The sequence below is a fragment of the Serratia sp. HRI genome (assembly GCF_010119335.3).
Taxonomy (GTDB): domain Bacteria; phylum Pseudomonadota; class Gammaproteobacteria; order Enterobacterales; family Enterobacteriaceae; genus Serratia; species Serratia nevei.
In genome coordinates, this window is record NZ_CP083690.1 from 4128890 (window position 1) to 4150189 (window position 21300).

Annotated in this window: 21 protein-coding genes; 14 read left to right on the top strand and 7 right to left on the bottom strand. The window is 60.4% G+C overall.

Going from position 1 to position 21300, the window contains the following annotated elements:
• Positions 1-119 precede the first annotated feature (119 nt).
• The gene (locus GF111_RS19750) at positions 120-545 is read left to right on the top strand and encodes a GNAT family acetyltransferase (protein WP_004936504.1); all 426 of its coding nucleotides are present in this window, start codon (positions 120-122) and stop codon (positions 543-545) included.
• 42 nt (positions 546-587) lie between these two features.
• Here GF111_RS19750 and GF111_RS19755 read toward each other — a convergent pair whose 3' ends face one another.
• On the bottom strand, positions 588-986 hold the full coding sequence (locus tag GF111_RS19755) for a YgiW/YdeI family stress tolerance OB fold protein (RefSeq protein WP_038881272.1): 399 nt from the start codon (positions 984-986) through the stop codon (positions 588-590).
• A 175-nt stretch (positions 987-1161) separates the two neighbouring features.
• Between GF111_RS19755 and GF111_RS19760 the strand changes: the two genes are divergently transcribed.
• From GF111_RS19760 to GF111_RS19805, 10 genes are all read left to right on the top strand, one after another.
• Complete coding sequence (locus GF111_RS19760; RefSeq protein WP_038881274.1) at positions 1162-1626, top strand: DUF2919 domain-containing protein; 465 nt, start codon at positions 1162-1164, stop codon at positions 1624-1626.
• Between the two features lie 156 nt (positions 1627-1782).
• Complete coding sequence (locus GF111_RS19765; protein ID WP_038881279.1) at positions 1783-2370, top strand: RpoE-regulated lipoprotein; 588 nt, start codon at positions 1783-1785, stop codon at positions 2368-2370.
• Between the two features lie 182 nt (positions 2371-2552).
• The gene (locus GF111_RS19770) at positions 2553-3452 is read left to right on the top strand and encodes a Dyp-type peroxidase (RefSeq protein ID WP_038881282.1); all 900 of its coding nucleotides are present in this window, start codon (positions 2553-2555) and stop codon (positions 3450-3452) included.
• A gap of 200 nt (positions 3453-3652) precedes the next feature.
• A complete protein-coding gene (locus GF111_RS19775; RefSeq protein ID WP_038881284.1) occupies positions 3653-4675 on the top strand; it encodes a sulfate ABC transporter substrate-binding protein in 1023 nt (340 codons plus the stop codon).
• Positions 4676-5515 (top strand): sulfate/thiosulfate ABC transporter permease CysT, encoded by an 840-nt coding sequence (cysT, locus tag GF111_RS19780; protein ID WP_117287396.1) that lies wholly within the window; start codon positions 4676-4678, stop codon positions 5513-5515. It begins immediately after the preceding gene.
• Entirely contained in the window at positions 5515-6390 is an 876-nt protein-coding gene (gene cysW, locus GF111_RS19785) for a sulfate/thiosulfate ABC transporter permease CysW (RefSeq protein ID WP_038881290.1), read from the top strand. Before cysT ends, cysW begins: the two co-directional genes overlap by 1 nt.
• Complete coding sequence (gene cysA / locus GF111_RS19790; RefSeq protein WP_038881293.1) at positions 6380-7468, top strand: sulfate/thiosulfate ABC transporter ATP-binding protein CysA; 1089 nt, start codon at positions 6380-6382, stop codon at positions 7466-7468. The genes cysW and cysA overlap by 11 nt, the downstream gene beginning before the upstream one ends.
• 79 nt (positions 7469-7547) lie before the next feature.
• A complete protein-coding gene (gene cysM / locus GF111_RS19795; RefSeq protein ID WP_033638551.1) occupies positions 7548-8429 on the top strand; it encodes a cysteine synthase CysM in 882 nt (293 codons plus the stop codon).
• A 257-nt stretch (positions 8430-8686) separates the two neighbouring features.
• Positions 8687-9367, top strand: a complete 681-nt coding sequence (locus GF111_RS19800) for a response regulator transcription factor (RefSeq protein ID WP_147190553.1) — start codon at positions 8687-8689, stop codon at positions 9365-9367.
• Between the two features lie 6 nt (positions 9368-9373).
• Positions 9374-10696: an ATP-binding protein gene (locus GF111_RS19805; RefSeq protein ID WP_055317355.1), complete on the top strand. Its 1323-nt coding sequence runs from the start codon at positions 9374-9376 to the stop codon at positions 10694-10696.
• Positions 10697-11000: 304 nt separating this feature from the next.
• On the opposite strand, the gene crr is transcribed toward GF111_RS19805, so the two are convergent.
• From crr to cysZ, 5 genes are all read right to left on the bottom strand, one after another.
• Positions 11001-11510, bottom strand: coding sequence for a PTS glucose transporter subunit IIA (crr, locus tag GF111_RS19810; RefSeq protein WP_004936467.1), 510 nt, complete (start codon positions 11508-11510; stop codon positions 11001-11003).
• Between the two features lie 49 nt (positions 11511-11559).
• The gene (gene ptsI / locus GF111_RS19815) at positions 11560-13287 is read right to left on the bottom strand and encodes a phosphoenolpyruvate-protein phosphotransferase PtsI (RefSeq protein WP_015378671.1); all 1728 of its coding nucleotides are present in this window, start codon (positions 13285-13287) and stop codon (positions 11560-11562) included.
• 46 nt (positions 13288-13333) lie between these two features.
• Positions 13334-13591: a phosphocarrier protein Hpr gene (ptsH, locus tag GF111_RS19820; RefSeq protein ID WP_004936458.1), complete on the bottom strand. Its 258-nt coding sequence runs from the start codon at positions 13589-13591 to the stop codon at positions 13334-13336.
• Positions 13592-13990: 399 nt separating this feature from the next.
• Positions 13991-14959, bottom strand: coding sequence for a cysteine synthase A (gene cysK, locus GF111_RS19825; protein ID WP_038881303.1), 969 nt, complete (start codon positions 14957-14959; stop codon positions 13991-13993).
• Positions 14960-15144: 185 nt separating this feature from the next.
• Positions 15145-15903 (bottom strand): sulfate transporter CysZ, encoded by a 759-nt coding sequence (gene cysZ / locus GF111_RS19830; protein WP_038881306.1) that lies wholly within the window; start codon positions 15901-15903, stop codon positions 15145-15147.
• Between the two features lie 221 nt (positions 15904-16124).
• Here cysZ and zipA point away from each other — a divergent pair, with 221 nt between their 5' ends.
• The 3 genes from zipA (at position 16125) to GF111_RS19845 (ending at position 19454) form a co-directional block, all read left to right on the top strand.
• On the top strand, positions 16125-17138 hold the full coding sequence (gene zipA, locus GF111_RS19835) for a cell division protein ZipA (RefSeq protein WP_038881310.1): 1014 nt from the start codon (positions 16125-16127) through the stop codon (positions 17136-17138).
• A 79-nt stretch (positions 17139-17217) separates the two neighbouring features.
• On the top strand, positions 17218-19239 hold the full coding sequence (gene ligA, locus GF111_RS19840) for an NAD-dependent DNA ligase LigA (RefSeq protein WP_038881314.1): 2022 nt from the start codon (positions 17218-17220) through the stop codon (positions 19237-19239).
• Positions 19239-19454 (top strand): DUF3820 family protein, encoded by a 216-nt coding sequence (locus GF111_RS19845; protein WP_033654988.1) that lies wholly within the window; start codon positions 19239-19241, stop codon positions 19452-19454. Before ligA ends, GF111_RS19845 begins: the two co-directional genes overlap by 1 nt.
• 801 nt (positions 19455-20255) lie before the next feature.
• Here GF111_RS19845 and GF111_RS19850 read toward each other — a convergent pair.
• Positions 20256-21254, bottom strand: a complete 999-nt coding sequence (locus GF111_RS19850; protein ID WP_147190557.1) for a bile acid:sodium symporter family protein — start codon at positions 21252-21254, stop codon at positions 20256-20258.
• Positions 21255-21300: the final 46 nt, after the last annotated feature.

Genomic DNA, 21300 nt, shown 5'->3' on the forward strand with positions numbered 1-21300 from the left:
TTACGCCTGTTACCGGCGATTTCTGGGCAAATAGCGCGGTAAATCGCAGTTTGATATTGCGTAAGTGAATAATCACGCGATAATCAAACAAACACCTTAATTAACAGCGGCCAACATCGATGGAAATTCGCGTATTTCGACAAGACGACTTTGAAGAGGTCATTACCCTGTGGGAGCGCTGCGATCTGCTGCGGCCCTGGAACGATCCGGAAATGGACATCGAGCGCAAGCTGAACCACGATCCGGAGCTGTTCCTGGTGGCGGAAGTCGGCGGCGAAGTGGTCGGTTCGGTGATGGGCGGTTATGACGGCCACCGCGGCTCGGCGTATTACCTCGGGGTGCATCCCGACTATCGCGGGCGCGGCATCGCCAATGCGTTGATCAATCGTCTGGAGAAGAAGTTGATCGCCCGCGGCTGCCCGAAGATCCAGATTATGGTGCGCGAAGACAACGACACGGTGGTCGAAATGTACGAGAAGCTCGGCTACGAGATCCAGGGCATCACCAGCCTGGGCAAGCGGCTGATCGAAGATCAGGAATATTGAACGAGCGGCGGGCGGCGGCGTTGCACCGCCCGCCGCAGTGCATTACGGCAGCTTTTTGACGGTTTTCACGTCCACTTCGACGCTGTTCCAGTCTTTATCCACTTTGCCTTCCAACTGCACCTTGTCTTTTGGCGTAACGGTTTGGCCGTTCCAGCGTTTGCGATCGATATCGACCGTCAGGGTGCCGGTGGCGTCGCGGAAGGTATAGGTTTCGTCGCCGATGCGCTGCTCGATGTTGCCCTGCAGCATCACCCAGGTGTCGTCGCTCATCGATTTCACCTTGTCCACGGTGGTCAGCGCCGCGCTGGGGCCGGAGAAACCGCCTTGTGCGGTGGTTTGCGTTTGGGCCTGCGGCGCGGCCGGATCGAGGAACCCGCCTTGTTGCGCCAGTACCGGTGCGCTGCACAGCGCGATCAGAGCGGCCAGAGTCAGTTTTTTCATGTTGCGCTTCCTTATCGTTATCGAAAATCACATCCCGCTGATATCGGGTTGCTTGCTCAGTGATAAGGATTAAAACACGCCGATCTTAAGAGCTTCTTAAGCCGACGCATTGAAATTCACGCCGCCGGCGCCCATCTGTAGCCATAGTCTTTATTCTGTTGGCAAGGAACGATCGTTGAAGCCATTCTCACCCCGTTTTTCCCCGGACGATTACGACCAGCACGGCGCGCTGCGGCTGCCGCTGGGATTTTGGGCCGTGCTGATACTGCAGGCGCGCACCTGGCTGCTGTTCGTGATGGCCGGCGCTTCGCGTGAGCAGGGCGAAAGCTTGCTGGCGCTGTTTTATCCGGATACCCAACGCTTTTGGTACGGCATGCTGCTCGGCCTGCCGGCGGCGCTGGCGTTTTTGCTGAGCGGCCGTCGCCACCAATGGCCGCGGCTGTGGAGCGGCTGGCGCTGGGGGCTGGTTATCTCCGTGCTGGCGTCGTTCGGTGGCTCGCTGTTCAGCCTGTGGCGCCAGGACGGCGATGCGCCGGGGTTGGAGCTGGCGTTGGTGCTGCTCGATGCGCTGGCGCTGAGCTATCTGCTGTTGAATGCGCGCCTGAAAGCCTGTTTTGCGCCGGCGGAGCACGCCGACTAATTGCCGAGAAGTGCGGCACTTTTCGCATTTTCCGCACTCCAAGCTGGCAACCGTTGGCGTAGTGCGGGCCGTTGTGAGAGGCTGGCACGCAGCAAAACGCCGAGTGCGGCAGCGGCGGGTTACCGCCCCGTGCCATTGATGTTTAAGGAGCTAGAGATGAATATTCGCCCCCTGTTGTTAGGGCTTCCGCTGTTACTGACCGGTTGTTCGAGCATGTCCAATTTCTCCTGGTCCAGCCTGTCGCCGTTCAACTGGTTCGGCAGCAGCCTGGAGGTCGGCGCCAAGGGCGTCGGCAAGCTCAACGCCGGCACGCCGATGTCGGAAAGCGCCATCAACGACGGGTTGGACGGCAACTACCGCCTGCGCGGCGGCATGGCGACCAGCAACGGCCAGATCGTCTCTTATTACCAGGCGCTGTCCGGCGACGAAGTGAAGCTGGTGATCACCGGCGAGCCGAAAGGGCACGTGCAGCGGGTAGACGTAATGGATCAGAAAGTGGCAACGGAGTGGGGCAACAAGCTCGGCACGCCGTTCGGCGATATGTACAGCAAAGCGTTCGGCTCCTGTAAACCGGGCAGCGGCGAAGACGCCGGCAAAGTGGAGTGCGTGGCGGAACAGAGCAAGTACGTTACCTATATCTTTAGCGGCAAGTGGGCCGGGGCGCAGGACATCATCCCGCCGGACGACACCCTGAAAAGCTGGACGGTCAGCAAAATCATCTGGCACGCCAAGCCGCAGCAGTAATATGTTCAACGGGCGCCGGTTCACGGCGCCTGCCTTTTCAAGCCATTACCCCTATTTTCTTTGCGCTGCTGCAAGGCAATCGCCCGTGCTTGCGGTATGATAGCGCGCGTTTGTAACAGGGAACCCGCGCGTCAACCGCCATACCTTACCTGTTGCCGGATTCTGGTATTGAGGATAACAACATGACACAGGTTCAGAGCGGCATTCTGCTGGAGCACTGCCGTTTCGCCATTTTTATGGAAGCCACCGTACAGGGCGAATTCGCCGACTTGCGCCAGGGCTGCAAACAGTTTTGTCAGACGCTGAGCGAGCTGCAGCAGCAGTTTCCCGATGCGCGTCTCGGCGCGGTGATCGCTTTCGGCTATGACGTTTGGCACGATCTTTCCAACGGCCAGGGTGCGAAAGAGCTGAAGCCGTTCACGCCGCTCGGCAAAGGGCTGGCACCGGCCACCCAGCGCGATATGCTGATCCACATTCAGTCGCTGCGTCACGACGTCAACTTCACGCTGGCGCAGGCGGCACTGGCGGCGTTCGGCAACGCCATCAAGATTGAAGAAGAAACCCACGGTTTCCGCTGGGTGGAAGAGCGCGATCTGAGCGGTTTCATCGACGGTACCGAAAACCCGCAGGGCGAGCAGCGCCCGGCAGTGGCGACGATTGCCGAAGGCGAAGAAGATGCAGGCGGCAGCTACGTGCTGGTGCAGCGCTATGAGCACAACCTGCGCCAGTGGCAGCGCTTTACCACCGAACAGCAGGAGCAGATCATCGGTCGCACCAAGCGCGACAGCGAAGAGCTGCCGGCCGATCAGCGCCCGGATACCTCGCACGTCAGCCGCGTCGATCTGAAAGAGAACGGCAAAGGCCTGAAAATTCTGCGCCAGAGCCTGCCTTATGGCACCGCCAGCGGCAAGCATGGTCTGTTCTTCATCGCCTATTGCGCACGCCTGCACAATATCGAGCAGCAGCTGCTGAGCATGTTCGGCGATCTGGACGGCAAACGCGACGCGATGCTGCGTTTCAGCCGTGCGGTTACCGGCAGCTACTACTTTGCGCCATCGCTGACGCGCCTGCTGTCACTTTGACGCCGTTGCCGAAGCCGGCGCGCCCGGCTTCGGCCCGTTTCCCGTCCCGAAAACGCCTCGCATTCCCTGCCTTATAGCGTTTGATGCTTGTAAATCACTAAACGGTATATAAAAGCGTTACAGCTCCGCACCGAGTTATAAATACACTGGTCGTCAATAAGGCGAAAGCCTGAAGGAATGACTCAGTGATAAGGTGCAGAATGAAACAAAACCGGGTTAAAAATCTCGTGCTGAAAGGTTGGCTGGCGGCTGCGCTGTTGGCGAGCGGCGCCGCGTCGGCGGCGGAATTGCTGAACAGCTCTTATGACGTTTCCCGTGAATTGTTCGTCGCGCTGAATCCCGGCTTTGAACAGCAGTGGAATCAACAGCATCCGAACGACAAGCTGACCATCAAACAATCGCACGCCGGTTCCTCCAAGCAGGCGCTGGCGATCCTGCAGGGCCTGCGCGCCGACGTGGTGACGTACAACCAGGTCACCGACGTGCAGATCCTGCACGATCGCGGGCAGCTGATCCCGGCGGACTGGCAGGCGCGCCTGCCGAACAACAGTTCGCCGTTCTACTCCACCATGGCGTTTCTGGTGCGCAAGGACAACCCGAAGGGCATCCACACCTGGAACGATCTGGTGCGCGACGACGTGAAGCTGGTGTTCCCGAACCCGAAAACCTCCGGTAACGGCCGTTACACCTATCTGGCCGCCTGGGGCGCCGCCAATCAGGCCGACGGCAACGATCCGGCCAAGACCCGCGCCTTCATGACTCGCTTCCTGAAAAACGTGCTGGTGTTCGATACCGGCGGTCGCGGCGCGACCACCACCTTCGTTGAGCGCGGCTTGGGCGACGTGCTGATCAGCTTCGAATCCGAAGTGAACAACATTCGCAAGCAATACGGTGAAGACAAATACGAAGTGATCGTACCGCCGGTCGATATTCTGGCGGAGTTCCCGGTGGCCTGGGTCGACAAAAACGTCGAGCGCAACGGTACCGAACAGGCGGCCAAAGCCTATCTGAACTATCTCTACAGCCCGGCGGCGCAGCAGGTGATCACCAGCTTCTACTACCGCGTGTATGACCAGAAAGCGATGGCGACGGCGAAGGGGCAATTCCCGGACACCCAACTGTTCCGGGTGGAAGACCAGTTCGGCGGCTGGCCGCAGGTGATGAAAACCCACTTCGCCACCGGCGGCGAGTTGGATCAGCTGTTAGCGGCAGGGCGCAAGTAAATGTTGGCGTTGTCGTCCAGTAAGCGGGTGCTGCCCGGATTTGGCCTCAGCCTCGGCAGCAGCCTGTTTTATACCTGTTTGATCCTGCTGTTGCCGCTCACCGCGCTGGTGATGCAGCTGGCACAGATGAGCCTGGCGCAATACTGGGAAGTGATTTCCAACCCGCAGGTGGTGGCGGCGTATAAAGTGACGCTGCTGGCGGCCGGCGTCGCCAGCCTGTTTAACGCGGTGTTCGGCATGCTGATGGCCTGGATCCTGACGCGCTACCGTTTTCCCGGCCGTTCGCTGCTGGACGGCCTGATCGATCTGCCGTTCGCGCTGCCGACCGCGGTGGCCGGCCTGACGCTGGCCGGCCTGTTTTCCACCACCGGCTGGTACGGTCAGTGGCTGGCGCACTTCGATATCAAGGTCACCTTTACCTGGCTTGGGATCGCGGTAGCGATGGCGTTCACCAGCCTGCCGTTTGTGGTGCGCACCGTGCAGCCGGTTCTGGAAGAGCTGGGGCCGGAATACGAAGAGGCTGCCGAGACGCTGGGCGCTACGCGCTGGCAGAGTTTCCGCCGCGTGGTGTTGCCCGAGGTGGCACCGGCATTGCTGGCCGGCACCGCCATCTCCTTTACCCGCAGCCTGGGCGAGTTCGGCGCGGTGATTTTCATCGCCGGCAACATCGCCTGGAAGACGGAAGTGACCTCGCTGATGATTTTCGTGCGTTTGCAGGAGTTTGATTACCCGGCGGCCAGCGCCATCGCCTCGGTGATCCTGGCGGCGTCGCTGCTGCTGCTGTTCAGCATTAACGTATTGCAAAGCCGCTTCGGCAGACGTTTGGGAGGAGGGCTCTGATGGCCGATGTTTCCGCCTTCAACGGCGCCGAGCGCCCGCGCGTCAACTGGGGCAAGTGGACGCTGATCGCCATCGGCGCGCTGTTCTCGGTGCTGCTGCTGGTGGTGCCGATGATGTCGATTTTCGCCGAGGCCTTTTCCAAAGGGTTCGGCGCGATGTGGAGCAACTTGCTCGATCCAGACATGCTGCACGCCATTTGGCTGACGGTCTTGATCGCGCTGATCACCGTGCCGTTCAACCTGGTGTTCGGCACGTTGCTGGCGTGGCTGGTGACGCGCTTCACCTTCCCCGGCCGCCAGCTGCTGCTGACGCTGATCGATATCCCGTTCGCCGTTTCACCGGTGGTGGCGGGGCTGATTTACCTGCTGTTTTACGGCAGCAACGGCTTGCTGGGCGGCTGGCTGGATGCGCATAACATCCAGATCATGTTCTCCTGGCCGGGCATGGTGCTGGTGACCATTTTCGTCACCTGCCCCTTCGTGGTGCGCGAGCTGGTGCCGATGATGCTCAGCCAGGGCAGCCAGGAAGACGAGGCCGCCATTCTGCTGGGGGCGTCCGGCTGGCAAATGTTCCGCCGCGTGACGCTGCCCAACATTCGCTGGGCGCTGCTGTACGGCGTGGTGCTGACCAACGCGCGCGCCATCGGCGAGTTCGGCGCGGTGTCGGTGGTGTCCGGTTCGATTCGCGGCGAAACCTACAGCCTGCCGCTGCAGGTCGAGCTGTTGCAGCAGGATTACAACACCGTCGGCGCCTTTACCGCCGCCGCCCTGTTGACCCTGATGGCGATCGTTACCCTATTTTTGAAGAGCGCGCTGCAGTGGCGTCTGGAACGTCAAAACGCGCGTCTCGAGCGGGAGGAAAATCATGAGCATTGAGATTAACGGCATCAACAAGTCCTTCGGTCGCACCAAGGTATTGAACGATATCTCGCTCGATATTGCTTCCGGCGAGATGGTGGCGCTGCTCGGGCCGTCCGGTTCCGGCAAGACCACGCTGCTGCGCATCATTGCCGGGCTGGAAAGCCAGAGCGGCGGCAAGCTGGGCTTCCACGGCACCGACGTCAGCCACATGCACGCGCGCGACAGGCGCGTGGGCTTCGTGTTTCAGCACTATGCGCTGTTCCGCCACATGACGGTGTTCGACAACATCGCCTTCGGCCTGACCGTGCTGCCGCGCCGCGAGCGGCCGAACGCCGCGGCGATCAAACAGAAAGTCACCCAGCTGCTGGAAATGGTACAGCTGGGCCATCTGGCCAACCGCTATCCGTCTCAGCTGTCCGGCGGCCAGAAACAGCGCGTGGCGTTGGCGCGCGCCCTGGCGGTGGAACCGCAAATTCTGCTGCTGGACGAACCGTTCGGCGCGCTGGATGCGCAGGTGCGCAAAGAGCTGCGCCGCTGGCTGCGTCAGCTGCACGAAGAGCTGAAATTCACCAGCGTGTTCGTCACCCACGATCAGGAAGAGGCGATGGAAGTGGCCGACCGCATCGTGGTGATGAGCCAGGGCAATATCGAACAGGTCGGGTCGCCGGAAGAGATTATGCGCGAACCGGCCAGCCGCTTCGTGCTGGAGTTCATGGGGGAAGTGAACCGCCTGAACGGCGAAATTCGCGGCTCCCAGCTGTTCGTCGGCGCGCACCAGTGGCCGCTGTCGTTCCAGCCGATGCACCAGGGCAGCGTCGATCTGTTTCTGCGCCCGTGGGAAATGGAAGTGGCGACCGAAAGCAGCGAGCGTTGCCCGCTGCCGGTGCAGGTGCTGGAAGTCAGCCCGCGTGGCCACTTCTGGCAGCTGACGGTGCAGCCGATCGGCTGGCATCAGGAACCGATCGGCGTGGTGTTGCCGGAAGGCAATCCAACCCCGGTACGCGGCGGCCGTTATTACGTCGGCAGCCTCAATGCGCGGCTGTATGCCGGCGATCAACTGCTGCAACCTGTTGCGTTAGCCAAAAGTGCCTGATAGGTTTTAGCTGCCCTTTTCTTCAAGGCAACCCGCGGGTTGCCTTTTTACTTTACGCACACCAACACAGGCAAAGATCGTGACAACGCTCGAACAATGCATCGGGAACACCCCGCTGGTACAACTGCAACGGCTGGCCGCCCAGGCGGGCAGCGAGGTATGGGTCAAACTGGAAGGTAATAACCCGGCGGGATCGGTGAAGGATCGCGCTGCGTTGGCGATGATCCAGCAGGCGGAGCTGCGCGGCGAGATCAAGCCCGGCGACGTGCTGATCGAGGCCACCAGCGGCAATACCGGCATTGCGCTGGCGATGATCGCCGCGCTCAAAGGCTATACGCTGAAGCTGTTGATGCCGGAGAACATGAGCCTGGAGCGGCAGGCGGCGATGCGCGCGTACGGCGCCGAGCTGATCCTGGTCAGCCGTGAGCAGGGGATGGAAGGGGCGCGCGATCTGGCGCTGGAGATGCAGCGTCAGGGGCAGGGCAAGGTGCTGGATCAGTTCAACAATCTCGACAATCCCTACGCCCACTTCACCACCACCGGCCCGGAGATTTGGCGCCAGACCGAAGGACGCATCACGCACTTCGTTTCCAGCATGGGCACCACCGGTACCATTACCGGCGTGGGCGGTTACCTGAAGAGCCAGAATCCGCAGGTGCAGATTATCGGCCTGCAGCCGGCAGAAGGCAGCAGCATCCCCGGCATTCGCCGTTGGGCGCCCGCTTACCTGCCGGGCATTTTCCGCCCTGAGCTGGTGGATCAGGTGCTGGATATCGAGCAGCGCGATGCCGAGCAGACCATGCGCCAGCTGGCGCAGCGTGAAGGCATCTTCTGCGGCGTCAGCTCCGGCGGCGCGGTGGCCGGCGCCCTGCGCGTGGCGGCGGCCCACCCGGGCAGCGTCGTGGTGGCGATCGTCTGCGATCGCGGTGACCGTTACCTCTCTACCGGCGTGTTCGACTGAATGTGTCCTCCCGGCGGCGCGTTCCGCCGGGAAAACCCCTCTCACTTCCCTTTTGACCGACGGCATAGCCGGCCCGCCTGCGCGGTGGCCGGCGCCTGTCTGCACGCCAATACCCTGACAGAAGTAGAGAAATCGCGCGACAGCAGCCACAATAACGATGGCGTGACGCGAACCGCGATGTGTAAGGATTGAGTAAAACCGGCTGCGGGCCGGCGGAATTGGCGGGAAAATAACGAAAATCGGTGAAGGAGCAAGGCATGAAAATTTTACTGGTCGACGATGACCTGGAGCTTGGCACCATGCTGAGCGAATACCTGACGGGCGAAGGCTTCGACGCCACGCTGGTGCTGACCGGCAAGGCGGGGGTAGAGGGTGCGCTGTCGGGCGACTATACCGCGATGATCCTCGATATCATGCTGCCGGACATGAGCGGCATCGACGTGCTGCGCGACGTGCGTAAGAAGAGCCGGCTGCCGATCATCATGCTGACCGCCAAAGGCGACAACATCGATCGGGTGATTGGCCTGGAGATGGGCGCCGACGATTACATGCCCAAACCTTGCTACCCGCGCGAATTGGTGGCGCGTCTGCGCGCGGTGTTGCGCCGTTTCGAAGAGCGGCCGCAGGAGGCGGACGACGAAGCCGCCATCAGCTTCGGCGAGCTGACGCTGAACCCTTCAACCCGCAGCAGCGAATGGCGCGGTAAGGCGTTTGATCTGACGGCTTCGGAATTCAATCTGCTGGAGCTGTTGTTGCGCTCGCCGGATCGCGTGGTGTCGAAGGATGAATTGTCCGAGAAGGGGCTGGGGCGACCGCGCGAGGCCTATGATCGCAGCGTGGACGTGCATATCAGCAATATCCGCCAGAAGCTGAGCGCGCTGGCCGGCAATACGCTGAGCATCGAGACGGTGCGCAGCATCGGCTATCGCATTCGGTAACCTGACATGCGCGGAAGACTGTTCTGGAAAATCTTGCTCGGCTTTTGGCTGACCTTCCTCATCATGACGCAGGCCCTGTGGGTGGCGTTTTCTTTGTATGGCGATCGCTATGTGCCGCCGGAAAACGCCATGGCGCGGCGGGTCATCGGCCTGCAGCTGACCTCGGCGGCTACCCAGTTGCGCAGCGGCGGCATGCCAGCGCTGGAAGCCCTGATGCGCGATTGGCCCGAGGACGACAGGCGTTTGCTGTCGGTGACGCCGATGACCCAACCGCCGCCGCCCGCGCCGGAAGAACCGGTATTTGAAGGGCGGCGGATGCCGAAGGAAATCTCTGCCTGGGTGCAAACCGGGGAAGGGCAGGGATACTGGCTGAGTTATAACGTGCGCGGGCTGCGGGAAGAGTATCGGCCGGAGCGGCGTTCCCATTTCTTCAACATTCCTGCGCCGATGCTGTGGGTCGGCGGGCTGGGCGGTTTGCTGTTCAGCGCCGTGCTGGCCTGGAACCTGACCCGGCCGATGCGTCAGCTGCGCGGCGGCCTGGATCGGGTGGCGCAGGGCGATCTGTCGGTGCGGCTGTTCCCGAAAATGCGCCGCCGTCATGACGAGCTGTCCGACGTGGCGCGCGATTTCGACACCATGGCCGAGCGGCTGGAGCTGCTGGTCAGCGCCCGCGAGCAGCTGTTGCACGACGTTTCGCACGAGCTGCGTTCGCCGCTGGCGCGCCTGCAGCTGGCAATCGGCCTGGCGCGACAGAATGCCGGCAACGTCGAAACCTCGCTTAAGCGCATCGAACACGAGTCGGGGCGGCTGGATAAGATGATCGGCGAGCTGCTGGCGCTGTCGCGCGCCGAACACAGCAGCCTGCCGGACGAGGAGTATTTCGATCTGTACGGCCTGGTGGATGCGGTGGTGAGCGATGCACGCTACGAGGCGCAGGTGCCCGGCGTGGATATCGTGCTGCAGGCCGAGTCGGACGTGGAGTACACCGTCAAGGGCAATGCGGAGCTGATGCGGCGAGCGGTGGACAACATCGTGCGCAATGCGCTGCGCTTTTCCAGCCACGGCCAACGGGTGACGGTGGCGCTGACGCGCGTCGATAACCAGTTCCAGATCGCGGTCAGCGATCAGGGGCCGGGAGTCGAGGAGGCGAAGCTGTCGAGCATCTTCGATCCGTTCGTGCGCGTGAAGTCGGCGCTGTCGGGCAAGGGTTACGGCCTGGGGCTGGCGATCACCCGCAAGGTGGTGCTGGCGCACGGCGGCCAGGTTGAGGCGCGCAACGGCGATAAAGAGGGGCTGGTCATTACCCTGCGTATCCCGCGCTGGCAATAATAGACTATCTTACTTGCCATTTTGAACCAGGGCAGTGCTCGCCTTCGTCACGTACTGCGTGTACGCTCCGAAGGTTGCGCGCTGTCCATGTTCAAACTGCCTGCGCCGATAACGTCTATTATCCGCGGCATACCCAAAGGATTTCGAATTGCAGCTAGGCGGCAAGCGGGGGAATCCCCGGGAGCTTACTCCGGTTCCGGTAAGTGACCGGGGTGAGCACGTGCGGGCAACAACGCTGCGGTTCGAAAGACGAAGGGGATAAAAAAACGGCGCCGAGGGCGCCGTTTTTCTTGCTCATTCGCGATTACTTCTTGATGCGGATGATCGGGGTTTCGCCAACGGTCACGCTGCCGGACAGTTTGATCAGCTCTTTGATCTCGTCCATGTTGGAGATAACGACCGGCGTCAGGGTAGACTTGGCTTTTTCTTCCAGCAGAGGCAGGTTGAACTCGATAACCACGTCACCTTTCTTGACGCGCTGACCTTCTTCGGCGATGCGTTTGAAGCCTTCGCCTTTCAGTTCTACGGTATCGATGCCGAAGTGGACGAACAGCTCAATGCCGCTGTCGGATTCGATAGAGAATGCATGGTTGGTTTCGAAAATCTTACCGATGGTGCCGTCAACCGGAGCAACCATTTTGTTGCCGGCCGGTTTGATGGCGATACCGTCGCCAACGATTTTTTCAGCAAACACTACGTCCGGCACATCTTCGATATTGACGATTTCGCCAGAAAGGGGAGCGACGATCTCGATAGTGCCCGTGTCTTTCTTGTCATCAGAAACCAGAGATTTCAGTTTATCGAACAAACCCATGATCTTCTCCTAAGCATTAAATTGGGCGGCGTTCCAGTGTCGTGGAAGTTTAGCAGAGCGTTTTTTCTTCGATGAATTTATTGACGCAATTCATCAGGTCTTGTGCCGTTGGCTGTGCCAAGGCCTGCGCTGCCAACGCCTTCACATCTTCGAAATTCGTGTTACGAATAATTTTCTTGATGCGCGGGATTGAAATCGCACTCATGCTGAACTCATCCAGCCCCATGCCCAATAACAACAGTGTAGCACGCTCATCGCCAGCCAGTTCGCCGCACATGCCGGTCCACTTGCCTTCCGCGTGAGATGCATCAATAACCTGTTTGATCAGGCCAAGCACTGATGGGGACATCGGGTTATAGAGATGAGAAATCAGCTCGTTGCCGCGATCTACCGCCAGAGTATACTGGGTTAGATCGTTTGTCCCAATACTAAAGAAGTCGACTTCTTTCGCCAGGTGGTGAGCAATGACCGCCGCAGCCGGTGTTTCCACCATCACGCCCACTTCGATGCTCTCGTCAAACGCCTTGCCTTCTTCGCGCAGCTGCGCTTTCAGCGTCTCGATTTCGCCTTTCAGATCGCGCACTTCTTCCACGGAGATGATCATCGGGAACATGATGCGCAGTTTGCCGAACGCCGAGGCACGCAGGATGGCGCGCAGCTGGGCGTGCAGGATTTCACGGCGGTCCATCGCGATGCGGATGGCGCGCCAGCCGAGGAACGGGTTCTCTTCCTTCGGCAGGTTCATGTACGGCAGGTCTTTGTCGCCGCCGATGTCCATGGTGCGGACGATCACGGCCTGCGAGCCCATGGCTTCCGCCACGGCTTTATAAGCCTGGAACTGCTCGTCTTCGGTCGGCAGCGAGTCGCGGTCCATGAACAGGAACTCGGTACGATACAGGCCGACGCCTTCCGCGCCGTTGCGCTCTGCACCCGCGACGTCGCGCACGGTGCCGATGTTGGCGCAGACTTCAACCTGATGGCCGTCCAGCGTAATCGCCGGCAGGTCCTTCAGCTTGGCCAGATCGTTTTTCTCGGTGATGTATTGGTTCTGGGCGGCTTTCAGCTGATCGATAACGTCAGCGGTCGGGTTAACGTAAATTTTGTTGTTAACTGCATCCAGAATCAGGTAGTCGTCGTTTTTCACCTGCTTGGTCACGTCGCTGGTACCGACGATCGCCGGCAGCTCCAGGGAGCGCGCCATGATAGAGGTGTGGGAAGTCCGGCCGCCGAGATCGGTAATGAAGCCCAGCACTTTGTCCAGGTTCAGCTGCGCGGTCTCTGACGGGGTCAGATCGGTGGCCACCAGGATCACTTCGTCCTGAATGGAGCCCAGATCGACGATCGGCATGCCCAGGATGTTCTGCAGCAGGCGCTTACCGATGTCGCGCACGTCGGCGGCGCGTTCTTTCAGGTATTCGTCGTCCAGCTCTTCCAGCGCTTTCGCCTGACCTTCGATCACGGTGTAGGCGGCGGCGTCTGCGGAGGCCAGATCGTCTTTGATTAGGGCTATGATTTCCTGCTCAAGCTCTTCGTCTTCCAGCAACATGATGTGGCCTTCGAAGATAGCTTCCTTCTCTTCGCCGAAGGTTTCGCCAGCTTTGGTCTTGATCGCTTCCAGCTGTTCGGACGCTTTCGCGCGGCCGGCCAGAAAACGCGAGACTTCCTGCTCTACTTGATCAGCAGAGATTTTTTTCCGGTTGATGACGATGTCGTCTTCTTTCAGCAAGAGAGCCTTACCAAAAGCGATGCCCGGTGATACTAAAATGCCTGAAATCATAACCCTACCTTACTCTTGACTGGTGTTAACTAAAAAGACGGGCCGATTACTCAAGCTCTGCCATCAGTTTTACCAAGTGCTCAACGGCTTTCTGCTCGTCTTCACCTTCAGCGGAGATGGTCACTACGGTCCCTTGAGTCAGCCCCAGAGTTTGCAGTTTGAACAGGCTTTTAGCGCTGGCGCTTTTGCCGTTGGAGGTCACGGTGATGTCAGACGTGAAGCCTTTGGCTTCTTTAACGAACTGAGCGGCAGGGCGAGTATGCAGACCATTCGGAGCGGTAATAGTAACTTCTTGCTGGAACATTGATGTTTCCCCAACTTATTGGATTAATGTTGTGGAGCTAAAGTTTAGCCCAGGGGCCTGACTTTAGCTTGTCTGGTTATAGCGCCTGACTATGGACAGGGGCGAACGTTGATGCAACAGAAAACGACGCGTTAGGCACTTCAGATCAAAAAACTCGGCTTTAGACGTCGTTCCAATCCGCTCCCCATTATGCCCGATTCGACGCGTCGGCGACAGATGAGTAAATCGATTCAGCCTTGACCGGGCTCGGGGGATGATTAATTTTGCGCATCGAAATAATGCACCGTTAAATACTAAAGCCGACGGGCAAAAGCAATCTTGGACTGCTATAAAGTTTGATCCAGTCCACAAAAAAGCACCCCGTAGGGTGCTTTTTTAGCGATTTGTGCAGTGGTGGAATTACTGCTGCAATTCCTGCTCGGTGAACAGATCGGCAAACAGCGCGGTGCTCAGGTAACGTTCGCCGGAAGAGGGCAGGATCACCACGATGGTCTTGTCGGCGAACGCCGGTTCTTCGGCCAGTTTCACCGCCGCCACGACCGCTGCGCCGGAGGAGATGCCCGCCAGGATGCCTTCTTCGTCCATCAGGCGACGCGCCATGCTGATGGCTTCGTCGTTGGAGACCTTCTCGACGCGATCCACCAGGTCCAGATCGAGGTTGCCCGGAATGAAGCCGGCGCCGATGCCCTGGATCTTGTGCGGGCCCGGTTTCAGCTCTTCACCGGCCAGCGCCTGGCTGATGACCGGCGAGTCGGTCGGCTCGACCGCCACGGTAGTGATGGCCTTGCCTTTGGTGTTCTTGATGTAGCGGCTGACGCCGGTCAGCGTGCCGCCGGTGCCGACGCCGGAGATGAACACGTCGACTTCACCGTCGGTGTCTTCCCAGATTTCCGGGCCGGTGGTTTTTTCATGGATGGCCGGGTTGGCCGGGTTGCTGAACTGTTGCAGGATCAGGTAACGGTTCGGATCGGTGGCGACGATCTCTTCGGCCTTGGCGATAGCGCCTTTCATGCCTTTCGCCCCTTCAGTCAGCACCAGATTGGCGCCGAGCGCCTTGAGCAGCTTGCGGCGCTCGATGCTCATGGTTTCCGGCATGGTCAGCGTCAGCTTGTAACCGCGCGCGGCGGCCACGAAGGCCAGCGCGATGCCGGTGTTGCCGCTGGTCGGCTCCACCAGCTCTTTACCGGCGGTCAGCACGCCACGTTGTTCCGCATCCCAAATCATATTGGCACCGATGCGGCATTTGACGCTGAAGCTCGGGTTGCGTGATTCAACCTTGGCCAGAATGCGTCCGTTGCCGATACGGTTCAGACGAACCAGCGGCGTATGGCCGATTGTTAATGAGTTGTCTTCATATATCTTGCTCATAGCCCGTCCTTTAACTCTATGAAAATGTGGGGAACATCGAAAGCATACGCTAACAGTACCGGCAGGGAAGTAAAGAATTGGTATATCTATATGTTATTAGGAAATAAGTTTTAAGCACAATGATAAGGGCGCGAAATGCGCGCCCTGTCGAAAATTCCCGCGCTATCGGCGGTAAAAAGCGGCGGTTATCGGACGAATTGCGAGCGGTAGCGATCGACCCACATCGCGGTGGCGCCGCAGACGGCGACCGGCAGGATCACCAGGTTGAGGATCGGGATCATGGTGAACAGGCTGACCAGCGCGCCGAACTGCAGGTTGTCGGTTTTGTGCTGGCGCAAGGCGCGGCGCATGTCGGCAAAGCTCACCTTGTGGTTGTCGAATGGGTAGTCGCAATACTGGATCGCCAGCATCCAGGCGCTGAACAGGAACCATAGCACCGGCGCCACCGTCTGGCCGATGCCGGGCACGAAGTACAGCGCCAGCAGCAGCAGCGCGCGCGGCAGGTAATACATCAGCTTGCGCCATTCGCGCGCCATGATGCGCGGCAGATCTTTGGCGATGCCGAGCAGACCGGTGTCCGGCAGCGGTTTGCCGGTCAGGCTACCTTCGAGCTGTTCGGCCAGCAGGCCGCAGAACGGCGCGGCGATCAGGTTGGTGAGGGTGCTGAACAGATAGCTGAACACCAGCAGCACCGAAATGACCGCCAGCGGCCACAGCAGGTAGCTCAACCATTGCAGCCAGTCGGGAACGTGGCTCATCATCGCCGGGATCCAGTCGCCGAGCCGGCTGAACAGCCACCAGAAAGCGGAGCCCATCAGCAGCACGTTGACCAGCAACGGCAGGACCACATAGCGTTTAATCCCCGGGCGCGAAATCAGGCGCCAGCCTTCGGCGAAATAGTGAATGCCGCTGGTTGAGCGGGCAGGGGGCTGCGTATAGGACATATCTTAAGTTATCTCGTTGTCTGAACAGGCATCATTATCATATAGGGATGATTTTCCACTGGCTAGGGTAGGGTTGGCTGAAAAACCAGCAGAAAAAGGCAGTATAATCATCTTTATTGGCATAAAGTTCAGCACGGACTTGCACTTGTGTGCGCGGGCAAATAGAGTTAAAGAGTGAATGTTTGCCGCGGTGGCAATGTATTGGAACAACAGAGATAGCAATGATGCAGGATTTGCGTCTGATATTAATCGTTGTTGGCGCGATCGCCATAATAGCGCTGTTATTGCACGGTCTGTGGACCAGTCGCAAAGAACGGTCAGCGCTCTTCCGCGATCGCCCAGCCAAACGTTCCCAAAAGGAACGTGAACAAACTCCGATCGACGATCTCGAAGAAGGCGTCGGTGAGGTGCGCGTACGCGCCGCTCACCCGCAAGACGAGCCGTCATTCGGCCATTTCGATGCCGCACGCGAAGAACCCGTGGCCGCGCCGAAGCCTGCTTCGGCGCCTGCGCCCCGCGCCGTACAGCCGGCTGCCCATCAGACGCCTCCTCCGCTGTCTCAGCGGCCGGAGTATGATGACATCCTGCTGAACAACTACGCGCCGGACGAAGAACAGGCCGAGCAACCGCAACCGGCCGCGCGCCGTGAGCCGCGCGTCGACGATCTGCCGCATGAACATGAGGCGCCGCAAGGGGCGGAACCGGCATTCCACGCCGAGCCTGCCCCTGTGCAGCAGGCGCCGGAAGTGAAGCCGGCGCAGGAGCCTGCGCCACAGCCACAACAGCCGGCGGCTGCGCCCATTCAGGCCAAGCTGAAAGAGACCGTGCTGGTGCTGCACGTCGCAGCCCATCAGGGCGGCGTAATCGGCGGCGAAGTGCTGCTGCAGAGCGTGTTGCAGGCGGGCTTCCAGTTTGGCGAGATGGGCATCTTCCACCGCCATATCAGCCCGGCCGGTAGCGGCCCGGTGCTGTTCAGCCTGGCGAACATGGTCAAGCCGGGGTCGTTCGATCCTGACATGATGTCCGACTTCTCTACGCCGGGCGTGTCGATGTTCATGATGGTGCCGTCTTACGGCGACGCCAATCAGAACTTCAAGCTGATGCTGCAGTCGGCACAGCGCATCGCCGACGACGTGGGCGGCGTGGTGCTGGACGACGAGCGCCGCATGATGACGCCGCAGAAGCTGGAAACCTACAAAGCGCGTATCCGTGAAGTGTTGGAAAACAACGCCTGACCGGGTTGCCGCGCGCACTGAACATCCGTAACAACAAAGCCCCCGCTAGCCGGGGGTTTTTTATCTTTGATGGTGAGCCATGGAATCGATAATCCAACAAATCAATCAACTACGAGCCACACTGCGCCATCATGAATACCAGTATCATGTACTGGATGCGCCGGAAGTGCCGGATGCGGAATATGACCGCCTGATGCGCGAACTGCGCGAACTGGAGAGCGCGCATCCTGAGTTGGTCACCGCCGATTCACCGACCCAGCGCGTGGGCGCCGCGCCGCTGGCGGCATTCGACCAGGTGCGTCACGAAGTGCCGATGCTGTCGCTGGACAACGTGTTCGACGAAGAAAGCTTCCTGGCGTTTTACAAGCGCGTGCAGGATAGGCTCAAAAGTAGCGATCCGCTGACCTTCTGCTGCGAGCTGAAGCTGGACGGCCTGGCGGTCAGCCTGCTGTACGAAGACGGTGAGCTGGTGCGCGCGGCGACGCGCGGCGACGGCACCACCGGCGAGAACATCACCACCAACGTGCGCACCATTCGCGCCATCCCGCTGCGCCTGACCGGCGACAACATTCCGCGCCGGCTGGAAGTGCGCGGCGAAGTGTTCATGCCGCAGGCCGGTTTTGAACAGATGAACGAAGAAGCCCGCCGCAAAGACGGCAAGGTGTTCGCCAACCCGCGCAACGCCGCCGCCGGCTCGCTGCGCCAGCTCGATCCGCGCATTACCGCCAAACGCCCGCTGACCTTCTTCTGCTACGGCGTCGGCCTGCTGGAAGGCGGCGAGCTGCCGCGCAGCCATTTTGAGCGCCTGATGCAGTTCAAGGCCTGGGGCCTGCCGGTCAGCGATCGCGCCCAACGCCGCACCGGCAGCGAGGAAGTGCTGGCGTTTTATCGCCAGGTCGAGCAGGACCGCGCGCAGCTAGGTTTCGACATCGACGGCGTGGTGATCAAGATTGACGATATCGATCTGCAGGAAACGCTGGGCTTTGTGGCGCGTGCGCCGCGCTGGGCGACGGCGTTCAAATTCCCGGCGCAGGAGCAGATCACCGTGGTGCGCGAAGTGGAGTTTCAGGTTGGCCGCACCGGCGCGATTACGCCGGTGGCGCGCCTTGAGCCGGTGCTGGTGGCCGGGGTGACCGTCAGCAACGCCACCTTGCACAACGCCGATGAAATTGAGCGTCTGGGGCTGCGCATCGGCGATACGGTGATCGTGCGCCGCGCCGGCGACGTCATCCCGCAGGTGGTGGGGGTGCTGGAAGATCGTCGGCCACAGGATGCGCGCGAAGTGGTGTTCCCGCTGCACTGCCCGGTGTGCGGCTCCGACGTTGAGCGCGTGGAAGGCGAGGCCGTCGCGCGCTGCACCGGCGGTCTTATCTGCGGCGCGCAGCGCAAAGAGGCGTTGAAGCACTTCGTTTCCCGCCGCGCGCTGGACGTTGAAGGCATGGGCGACAAGATCATCGAGCAGCTGGTGGACAAAGAGTACGTGAAGAACCCGGCCGATCTGTTCCGTTTGTCCGCAGGCATTCTGACCGGCCTGGATCGCATGGGGCCGAAATCGGCGCAGAACCTGGTCAATGCGCTGGAGAAATCCAAACAGACCACCTTCGCTCGCTTCCTGTATGCGCTGGGCATTCGCGAGGTTGGCGAGGCGACCGCCGCCAACCTGGCGGCGCATTTCGGATCGCTCGAGAAGCTGTTCGCCGCCGATATCGAGGCGCTGAAAGAGGTGCCGGACGTCGGTGAAGTGGTGGCCAAACACACCCGCAATTTCCTCGATGAAGCGCTCAATCAGCAGGTGATCAACGAGCTGGTGGGCGCCGAGATCGGCATCCACTGGCCGGCGCCGGTGGTGGTGGTCGCCGAAGAGATAGACAGCCCGTTCGCCGGCAAAACCGTGGTGCTGACCGGCTCGCTGAGCCAACTGTCGCGCGACGAGGCCAAAGATCGCCTGACGGCGCTGGGCGCCAAGGTCAGTGGCAGCGTGTCGAAGAAAACCGATTTGGTGATCGCCGGCGAAGCGGCCGGCTCCAAGCTGGCGAAGGCGCAGGAGCTGGGTATCGCCGTGATCGACGAAGCGGAAATGATCCGCCTGCTGGGTGACTGATGGAAAAGGAAAACCTGCTGGAGATCGCCAATACCGTGATGCCGTTCGGCAAGTACCAGGGGCGGGTACTGATCGACCTGCCCGAAGAGTACCTGCTGTGGTTCGCCCGCAAGGGCGAATTCCCCAAAGGCAAGCTCGGCATGCTGATGGAGATGACGTTGGCGATAAAAATTGAAGGGCTTGACCACCTGGTCAAGCCGCTGAAAAAAAACTGATCTGACGGGCCTTGGCCTAATGCCGGTCACTTAAGCCTGACTGGTATTTTTTATCCAGTCTCTTTACGTGACGAGCAGGACGAATTGCCGTAAATGCCCAGAATTTCTCTGTTACTGCAATGAACGGCAATTGGAGGGGCCGAAGGCGCGGCCCCTCCACCCGCGCCTTCGCTTAACACCGTCTGTCCGCTGTGCGGATACCCTCGCCGCGTCTGCATTGTCGGGCGGGTCGGCTGCGACAAACGTCCCTGTTAGTCTCGCCTCAACCGGCCTTCCCTGGCCGGTTGCCCCTGACAATGCCGTCTTGCTCGGCAGCCGGTGATGCGCGCCCAGGGTCAACACCTGAGCTGGCAGCTACCGGGAAATCTGTCGCTTATGAGGTTGTGGTAGAGAAGTTGGAGATGAGCACGGTGTTGGGCGCCCTTGAAGACGCCGAACGCAGGCATAGCGCATTAGGAGAAACCGCCATGGACGGCGGTTTCAGGTGAGACAGGCAGGGACGCCTGTCGCAACCGGCCTCAATGCGGTATGGCGGAGGGAGGACAAATCTGCCTGGAGCAGATTTGAACGCTGCTTGCAGCGGCCCCGAAGGGGCGAGGCCCAGGGATGGGCTGAGTAACGTTGGCAAAGCCAACCGTCTGATAGGGCAAAGGCGCGGGTTGCCAGGGGCCGCGCCTTCGGCCCCTGGCTCGGTCGAGGTGCGTGAGCCACATGGGGCATCTCACGTTTATCGACCGAAAACTGCACAAATACGTTCAGAAAAACGCTAACTGACCAGCATTAGGCTTTGGCCCGTCTTTTTTACCCGCGCGACGCCTGCGCGTTGGCGTTGGGCACCGCCTGTTGCGTCCGCTGCTTGCGCTGATACCTTTTCGCCAGCACCGCACAGGTCATCAGCTGCACCTGATGGAACACCATTAGCGGCAGCACCATGATCCCCACCGTCGCCGCCGGGAACAGGATATTGGCCATTGGAATGCCGTTCGCCAGGCTTTTCTTCGAACCGCAGAACACGATGGTGATCTCGTCCGCCTTGCTGAACCCCAACCAGCGCGCCATGCAGGTGTTCACCACCAGCACGATCGCCAGCAGCACGATGCTACCTCCAACGATAAACGCCAGCGAACCGATCCCCACCTGATGCCAGATGCCGTGCGTGACCGCCTCGCTGAAGGCGGCGTACACCACCAGCAGAATCGAGGTCTGGTCGGTTTTGCCGATCAGCGGGCGATGGCGCTCGATCCAGCCGCCGATAAGCGGCCGCAGCAGGTGGCCGGCGACGAACGGCACCAGCAGCTGCAGCACGATCGAACCCACCTGCCGCAGGCTGCCGGTATCGCCGTGCACGTTCATCAGCAGGCCGACCAACAGCGGCGACACGAAGATCCCCAGCAGGCTGGAGGCGGAGGCGCTGCACACCGCCGCCGCCACGTTGCCGCCCGCCAGCGAGGTGAAGGCGATGGCCGACTGCACGGTGGCGGGTAGAATGCACAGGTAGATGAAACCGGCGTACAGCTCGGGGCTGACGTCGATCGGCGCCCACCAGGCGAACAGCATCCCCAGGGCCGGAAAAATGATGAAGGTGCTGAACATCACCCACAGATGCAGCCGCCAGTTATTGCTGCCGGCCAGGATGGCCTCGCGCGACAGCTTGGCGCCGTGCATGAAGAACAGCAGGGCGATGGCGGCGATGGTCAGGGCGTTGAGCCAGCCGACGAACTCGCCGCGTGCCGGCAGGAAAGAAGCCAGCAGCACGGTGGCGATCAGCGTCAGGGTAAAACGATCGGGCAGGAATCTCATGGCGATGCGCTCGGGTAGAAAATCGATGGGGCTATTCTCCCGCGTG

Coding starts and splice junctions, on each gene's coding strand:
- GF111_RS19750 (WP_004936504.1), top strand. CDS start 120: ATGGAAATTCGCGTATTTCGACAAGACGACTTTGAAGAGGTCATTACC.
- GF111_RS19755 (WP_038881272.1), bottom strand. CDS start 986: ATGAAAAAACTGACTCTGGCCGCTCTGATCGCGCTGTGCAGCGCACCG.
- GF111_RS19765 (WP_038881279.1), top strand. CDS start 1,783: ATGAATATTCGCCCCCTGTTGTTAGGGCTTCCGCTGTTACTGACCGGT.
- GF111_RS19770 (WP_038881282.1), top strand. CDS start 2,553: ATGACACAGGTTCAGAGCGGCATTCTGCTGGAGCACTGCCGTTTCGCC.
- GF111_RS19775 (WP_038881284.1), top strand. CDS start 3,653: ATGAAACAAAACCGGGTTAAAAATCTCGTGCTGAAAGGTTGGCTGGCG.
- cysT (WP_117287396.1), top strand. CDS start 4,676: ATGTTGGCGTTGTCGTCCAGTAAGCGGGTGCTGCCCGGATTTGGCCTC.
- cysW (WP_038881290.1), top strand. CDS start 5,515: ATGGCCGATGTTTCCGCCTTCAACGGCGCCGAGCGCCCGCGCGTCAAC.
- cysA (WP_038881293.1), top strand. CDS start 6,380: ATGAGCATTGAGATTAACGGCATCAACAAGTCCTTCGGTCGCACCAAG.
- GF111_RS19800 (WP_147190553.1), top strand. CDS start 8,687: ATGAAAATTTTACTGGTCGACGATGACCTGGAGCTTGGCACCATGCTG.
- GF111_RS19805 (WP_055317355.1), top strand. CDS start 9,374: ATGCGCGGAAGACTGTTCTGGAAAATCTTGCTCGGCTTTTGGCTGACC.
- crr (WP_004936467.1), bottom strand. CDS start 11,510: ATGGGTTTGTTCGATAAACTGAAATCTCTGGTTTCTGATGACAAGAAA.
- ptsI (WP_015378671.1), bottom strand. CDS start 13,287: ATGATTTCAGGCATTTTAGTATCACCGGGCATCGCTTTTGGTAAGGCT.
- ptsH (WP_004936458.1), bottom strand. CDS start 13,591: ATGTTCCAGCAAGAAGTTACTATTACCGCTCCGAATGGTCTGCATACT.
- cysK (WP_038881303.1), bottom strand. CDS start 14,959: ATGAGCAAGATATATGAAGACAACTCATTAACAATCGGCCATACGCCG.
- cysZ (WP_038881306.1), bottom strand. CDS start 15,903: ATGTCCTATACGCAGCCCCCTGCCCGCTCAACCAGCGGCATTCACTAT.
- zipA (WP_038881310.1), top strand. CDS start 16,125: ATGATGCAGGATTTGCGTCTGATATTAATCGTTGTTGGCGCGATCGCC.
- ligA (WP_038881314.1), top strand. CDS start 17,218: ATGGAATCGATAATCCAACAAATCAATCAACTACGAGCCACACTGCGC.
- GF111_RS19845 (WP_033654988.1), top strand. CDS start 19,239: ATGGAAAAGGAAAACCTGCTGGAGATCGCCAATACCGTGATGCCGTTC.
- GF111_RS19850 (WP_147190557.1), bottom strand. CDS start 21,254: ATGAGATTCCTGCCCGATCGTTTTACCCTGACGCTGATCGCCACCGTG.